Source organism: Streptomyces alkaliphilus, assembly GCF_014141535.1.
Classification (GTDB): domain Bacteria; phylum Actinomycetota; class Actinomycetes; order Streptomycetales; family Streptomycetaceae; genus Streptomyces; species Streptomyces alkaliphilus.
Genome location: NZ_VKHT01000235.1, coordinates 1 through 5,967, shown reverse-complemented (window position 1 = coordinate 5,967; position 5,967 = coordinate 1). Strand labels below are relative to the sequence as shown.

At 74.5% G+C, this 5,967-nt stretch carries 5 protein-coding genes; 2 read left to right on the top strand and 3 right to left on the bottom strand.

The features are described from left to right. Positions 1-740, bottom strand: a 740-nt coding sequence (locus FNQ90_RS10025; protein WP_182606049.1) for a zinc-dependent metalloprotease, incomplete at its 3' end; no start/stop codon positions are given. A gap of 114 nt (positions 741-854) precedes the next feature. Further along, positions 855-2,354, bottom strand: a complete 1,500-nt coding sequence (gene dacB, locus FNQ90_RS10020; protein ID WP_323379865.1) for a D-alanyl-D-alanine carboxypeptidase/D-alanyl-D-alanine endopeptidase — start codon at positions 2,352-2,354, stop codon at positions 855-857. Between the two features lie 99 nt (positions 2,355-2,453). Between dacB and FNQ90_RS10015 the strand changes: the two genes are divergently transcribed. Continuing rightward, positions 2,454-2,951 (top strand): inorganic diphosphatase, encoded by a 498-nt coding sequence (locus tag FNQ90_RS10015; protein WP_182606048.1) that lies wholly within the window; start codon positions 2,454-2,456, stop codon positions 2,949-2,951. On the opposite strand, the gene FNQ90_RS10010 is transcribed toward FNQ90_RS10015, so the two are convergent. Continuing rightward, positions 2,902-4,506 carry a threonine/serine exporter family protein gene (locus tag FNQ90_RS10010; protein WP_182606047.1) on the bottom strand — a complete coding sequence of 535 codons (1,605 nt, stop codon included), beginning with the start codon at positions 4,504-4,506 and terminating at the stop codon, positions 2,902-2,904. The genes FNQ90_RS10015 and FNQ90_RS10010 overlap by 50 nt on opposite strands. A gap of 360 nt (positions 4,507-4,866) precedes the next feature. Between FNQ90_RS10010 and FNQ90_RS10005 the strand changes: the two genes are divergently transcribed. Next, entirely contained in the window at positions 4,867-5,859 is a 993-nt protein-coding gene (locus FNQ90_RS10005) for a DUF368 domain-containing protein (RefSeq protein WP_153426955.1), read from the top strand. Positions 5,860-5,967 lie beyond the last annotated feature (108 nt).

The following is a 5,967-nucleotide window of genomic DNA, read 5'->3' as shown; positions in this document are numbered from 1 at the left end:
GGGCCGGGGGTCTGCGCCCCGCCCCCGGGTTCTCCCTCCGGGTCCCGCCCGGAGACCGACTGCGCGGCCCCCCTCAGGCGTTCGAGCAGCGTGGTGGGGTCCATGTCGGCCTCGGAGAGGAACGACTGGATCTCGCCCCGCAGGTGGTCGCGCAGCCAGGGCACGGCGCCGAACTGGGTCCGGTGGGTCTCCTCGTGCAGGCACACCCACAGCCGGAAGTCGTGCGGGTCCACTCCCAACTCGCGTTCCACGTGGACGATGTTGGGGGCGACCAGCAGCAGCCGCCCGCCGCCCCGCTCGCCGCCGGGCAGCTGCGCGGTCGTCGGCGCGAAGGTCTCGTACTGGCCCAGCACCCGCGAGGAGAGGAAGGCCATCAGCATGCCGACCTCCACGCCGGTGACCTTGCCACCGACCATGGTCAGCGCCGTGCCGCCGGGCACCGACGCGCGGCGCTCGCGCATGCGGTCGATCATCGGGCGCAGCAGCTCACGGAAGCCCGCGACGTTGGCCCGCACCCAGCCGGGACGGTCCACGATCAGCACGGGGGTGTCCAACCCCCGGGTGTCCAGGGCCGTGAACTCCCGGACGTGGTGTTGCGAGGCCCCGGCGTGCCGCCGGAGCTCCGCGACGACCGCGCGGGCCTCGTCCCGGCCGACCTCCGGGCCGGGCCGGACGATGCGATTGGCGGTGGCCACCGCCAGATTCCAGTCCACCGGATCCGTTCCACCGAGACGTGTCATGGCATCCACGGTACGGGGCGAACGGAACGAACGGGTACGGCGGGACCGGGCCGGTCGGACGACGCCGCCCGGGCCGGGCCGTCCCGGGGCCCCGGGACGGCCCGGCCGGTCGGATCAGCCGCAGCCACAGCGGCTCAGCGCGGCCGCCGCCCGGTCCAGGGCGTCCTGCGCCGCCGTCGCCGAGACGGTGCCCTCGGTGAGGAACGCGAAGGCCAGCACCCGGCCCTCGGTGTCCACCACCGTGCCCGCCAGGGCGTTCACACCGGTGAGGGTGCCGGTCTTGGCCCGCACCACGCCCGCCCCCACGTCCGGGTAGCGGGAGTCCAGGGTGCCGGTGAAGCCCGCCACCGGCAGTCCGGTGAGCACCGTTCGCAGCTCCGGCCGACCGGGGTCGGCGGCGAGCCCGAGGAGCCCCACCAACGCGTCGGTGGTCATCCGCCCCGAGCGGTCCAGGCCACTGCCGTCGGCCACCCGGACGCCGTCCATGGGCAGGCCGATGTCGGTGAGCGCCTCGGTGACGCCCCGCGTCGCCCCGGCCAGGCCGGCGCCGTGGCCGCGCGCCTCCCCGACGGCCCGGGCCAACGACTCGGCCATGTCGTTGTCGCTGTCGGTGAGCATCTCCTCGACCAGGACCGCCAGCGGCGCGGACCGGTGGACCGCCACCTCCTCGGCTTTCCCGGGCACGGGCCGGGGGGCGGCGGAGGAGCCGCGCACCTCCACCCCCTCCCCCTTCAGCAACCGCACGAAGGCGCCCGCCGCGTCCGCGGCCGGGTCCGCCGAACGGGGGGCGGGACCGGTGGTGCTGTCGTCCAACCGTCCGCCGTTGACCATCAGCGGGGTGAACGGCGCGATGTTGTGATTGACCCCGATGGGGTGGTGGGAGGGGGCTTTGCCGGGTCCGGCGTCCCAGCCGACCCCGACCGCGTCGATGCCGCGCTCCCGCAGCGCCTCGGCGGTCCGCGCGGCGAGCCGGCCCAACTCCCGGTGACCGAGGCCGGTGTCACCGCCACCGACCAGGATCACCCGCTCCCGGTCCGGGTCCAGCACCACCCGGGTGGTCAGCCGGTGGTCCGGCCCCAGGGTGTGCAGGGCGGCGGCGGCCGTGGCGGCCTTCACCGTCGAGGCCGGGGCCATCGAGCGATCCCCGTTCCGGGTGTAGAGCGGGCGCCCGTCGGCCAGGTCGATCACGGAGGCGGCGGGATCCGGGCCGAGGGCCGGATCGTCGAGCAGCGGATCGAGGACCGAGGCGGGATCGACCGGGGCCGGGTTCCCGGCGATGCCCCGGTCGCGGTCGGCGGGAGTCGGTTCGGCACCGGGGAAGAAGTCGATCACGCGCGGGCCGAGCGGTTCGAGCACCGGCCCCGCCGACGGCGCGGCGACGGGCGGCTCCTCCCCCGGCCGGGAACCACCCGAACGGTCGCCGGCCGTTCCGGTGTCCCGCGACCCGGTCGGAGCATCGGCGACCACGGCGGCGCGGGCGCGCTCCGCCTCCCGCTGTCCGGCGTCCCACGGTCCCGACAGGAGGATCGCGCCCATCGCCGCCGCCACGCCCACCGTCGCGGCCACCGCCGCGGGGCGGTGGGCCGACCGGTGCCGTCGGATCGTCTCCCGCACCGCATCCCGCACCTGTCACCAGCCCCTTTCGCGACCACAGCACCGCCCGGGGGAAACTAAACCATCCGTAGCCGGTCACGACGCACAAGGAGCCTCCCCGTGGAGTTCGACGTCACCATCGAGATCCCCAAGGGTTCACGGAACAAGTACGAGGTGGACCACGAGTCCGGACGCATCCGGCTCGACCGCCACCTGTTCACCTCGACGGTGTACCCGGCCGACTACGGCTTCGTGGAGAACACCCTGGGCGAGGACGGCGACCCGCTGGACGCCCTGGTCATCCTCGACGAGCCGACCTTCCCGGGGTGCCTGATCCGCTGCCGCGCCATCGGCATGTTCCGGATGACCGACGAGGCCGGCGGCGACGACAAGCTGCTGTGCGTGCCCGCCGGTGACCCGCGCATGGAGCACCTGGTCGACATCGGCGACGTCAGCGAGTTCGACCGCCTGGAGATCCAGCACTTCTTCGAGGTCTACAAGGACCTGGAGCCCGGCAAGTCCGTCGAGGGCGCCGACTGGGTGGGGCGCGCCGACGCGGGTTCCGGCGTCAGAACCCGCGGGTGCGCTTGGCGCCGCGCCGGTCCCCCACCGGGCTGAGCCGGCCCGGCGTACCGATGAACAACCTCGCGATCTCGCTTCCCAGATTCACCCCGATGGCGATCGCCAGGGACAGCGTCGCGGCGCGCAGCAGATGCTGACCACCGGTGGTGATGCTGCCCTGCGCCAGTCCCAGCAGTCCGAAGTACAGGGCGCTGCCCGGCAGCAGCGGGCCGATCGCCGCCGTCACGTACGGCAGCGACGAGGTGAGCCGGTGGCGGGCCAGCAACTGGCCGAAGAGCCCCACCATCCCCGCGCCCACCAGCGTCGCCGCGAACGGGGAGATGCCTCCCACGTCGTGCAGGGCTCCGAACATCAGCCAGGCCACGCCACCGTTGAGGACGGCCGCCGGGAGGGTGGCCCGGTCCTGTTGCAGCATCACGCAGAACGCCAGGGCCAGCGCCATCGCCGCCAACAGCTGCACCGCGGGACGGTTCTGGGTGTAGAGCGCCTCCGGGTTGAGGGTGACGCCCGTGGTCTCCCCGATGTAGAGGATCGCCAACACCCCGATGACGATGCCCGCGATCAGGTACAGCACCTCCAGCATGCGTGCGGAGGCGGTGATGTAGTAACCGGTCAGACCGTCCTGGACGCCGGCCACCATGGCCCGTCCGGGGAAGAGCGCGAACAGCCCGCCGGTGATCACCGCCGCGGCCCGCACCAGCCCCGGTTGCAGGGCGGCCGTGGTCACCCCGACCGCCGCGGGCCCCGTCGCCGCCGCGACGAACTGGTAGAACTCGGGCAGCCCGCGGGCCGCCAGCAACCAGGCGAGCCGGTCACCGATCACGGCGCCGAGGGCCGCCAGGAAGAACACCAGCCACCCGCCGCCCACCAGCACGCTCGCCGAGCCCGCCAACAGCCCGGCGGCGGCCGTCAACTGCCACTTGGTGAAGGGGTGGCGGTTACGGCGTATGTCGGCCAGCCGACCGTACGCCTCCTCCAGCGTCACCGACCCGGCGGTGATGTCGTCCACCAGGCGGAAGACCGACGCCAGACGGGTGTAGTCGGTGCCGCGCCGCCGCACGATGCGGCTCAGCGACACCGGGTCGTCCACCAGCGAGGGCTGGTGGGTCACGGAGATCAGGGTGAAGGTGACCGTCGCCTCGCAACGGTCCAGGCCGTAGGCGTGGGCGATGGCGAACATCGCCGTCTCCACGTCCTCCGCGCCCTCACCGGTGGCCAGCAGCAACTCGCCGATGCGCAGCGTCAGGTCCAGGATGCGCGGTACCGGCGGTCCGCCCTGCTCCTCCCGCTCCGTCGAGGCGGGTGATTCCGGGGCCGGGCGCTCGGCCAGCGGCAGCCGCACCATGTGGCGCATCCGGTCCTGCCAACCCAACGGTTGCCTGGTACGGGTCAGCAGGGGGATGCCGGCCGCCGGCGTGAACGCCGGATCGGGCCCCGGCGCTCGGAAGTCGCTGTGCGCCTCGGCGGGGGCCGGGGCGCGCACCCCCTCGGGAACCGCGAACTCCGAGGTGGGGTTCTCATCCTCGGGAGGCGGCAGTCTCAACCCCTTCGGAACCGCGAATTCCGAGGTGGGGTTGTCGTCCTCGGCCACGTCGGCAGCACTCCCTCACATCACGCGCGCGTCCCGGTGGTCCCCCTCCCGGGGAAGTGGGTGACCCACCCGAGGGGCCCCTTGGCGAAGCATAGGATGAGTGGGGCCGTGCTCCGGACAGGCGGCCCCCGGGGCGGGCTGTGATCCCGGTCGCCCCGCCGGCGGCGCCCCGGCACGTGGAGCACCGCCGGGCGTGCCCGCCCTTCCCGACCCGTGTGAGTGGAGACCATGGCAATGCACTCCGACGTTCCCGGGGCCACCGGGCGTCCCCGCCCGGCGGGGACCGGTCCCTTTCCGCCGGACGGACCGCTGGGCTCCGGCGTCCCGACGGGCCCCGGTGACCCGGAGGCGACGGCACCGATGGCGGCCGTCCCGCTCGACGCCGCCGGCGGACCGCACTCCCCCACCCGGCCGCCGGTGCGCCGGGAGAACCGGATCGCCATCGCCCTGCGCGGGTCGCTGATCGGCGTGGCGGAGGCGCTGCCCGGCATCAGCGGCGGCACCGTCGCCCTGATCGTCGGGGTCTACGAGCGGCTGATCGGCGCGGCCGGGCACCTGGGAGCGGCGCTGCGGCTGGCCGTCACCGACCTCCCGGCGGGTCGCGGGCCGGGCCGGGCCCTGGAGGAGAACCGCCGGGCCGACTGGGGACTGCTCATCCCGTTGGCGATCGGCATGGTCGTCGGGCTGCTGCTCAGCGCCCGCCTGCTCGCCCCGCTGGTCACCGACCACGGCCAGTACGCCTACGCCGTCTTCTTCGGCCTGGTGCTCGCCTCGCTGTGGATCCCCTTCTCCGGCTCCGGCGGACGGTGGAAGGCCCGCGAGTGGCTGACCGCCGCCGCGGCGGCCGGCCTGGCGTTCTGGCTGACCTCGCTCTCCCTCGGCGGGGCCGCCGACAATCCGCTCGCGGTGATCGGTTCGGGCGCGATCGCGGTGTGCGCCCTGGTGCTCCCCGGCCTGTCCGGCTCCTTCCTGCTGCTGGCGCTGGGCATGTACGAGCCCACCATCGAGGCCGTCAACGAGCGGGACCTCGGCTACATCGGGATCTTCGCCCTCGGTGCCGTGGTCGGCCTGGTGTGCATCGTGAAGCTGCTGCGCATGCTGCTGGAGCGGCACCACCGGATCACGCTGGTGGTGCTGACCGGCCTGATGGCCGGGTCGCTGCGGGCGCTGTGGCCCTGGCAGGGCGACGAGCACGACCGCAGCCTGTACGCCCCCGACGAGGCGGTGGGGCCGACCGTGCTGCTCTTCCTGCTCGGCTTCGCGGTGGTGACGGCGGTGTTGGTCGCCGGGCACCGGCGCACCGCCGCCGCCGAGGGGCGCGGCCGGGGCCGCGGGCGGCACGCCCGGACCTGAGCCCTCCGGCCCTTTCGCTCCGCCGGGGGCCGGGCCCCGAACCACCCGACGCCCCGCCGGACCCGTCCGGCGGGGCGTCCACCTTTCCCCCGGGGCGCCGTGCCGCGG

Bases quoted from the DNA above. Each gene is read 5' to 3' on its own strand.
- FNQ90_RS10005 (WP_153426955.1), top strand. From the start codon at position 4,867: ATGGCGGCCGTCCCGCTCGACGCCGCCGGCGGACCGCACTCCCCCACC.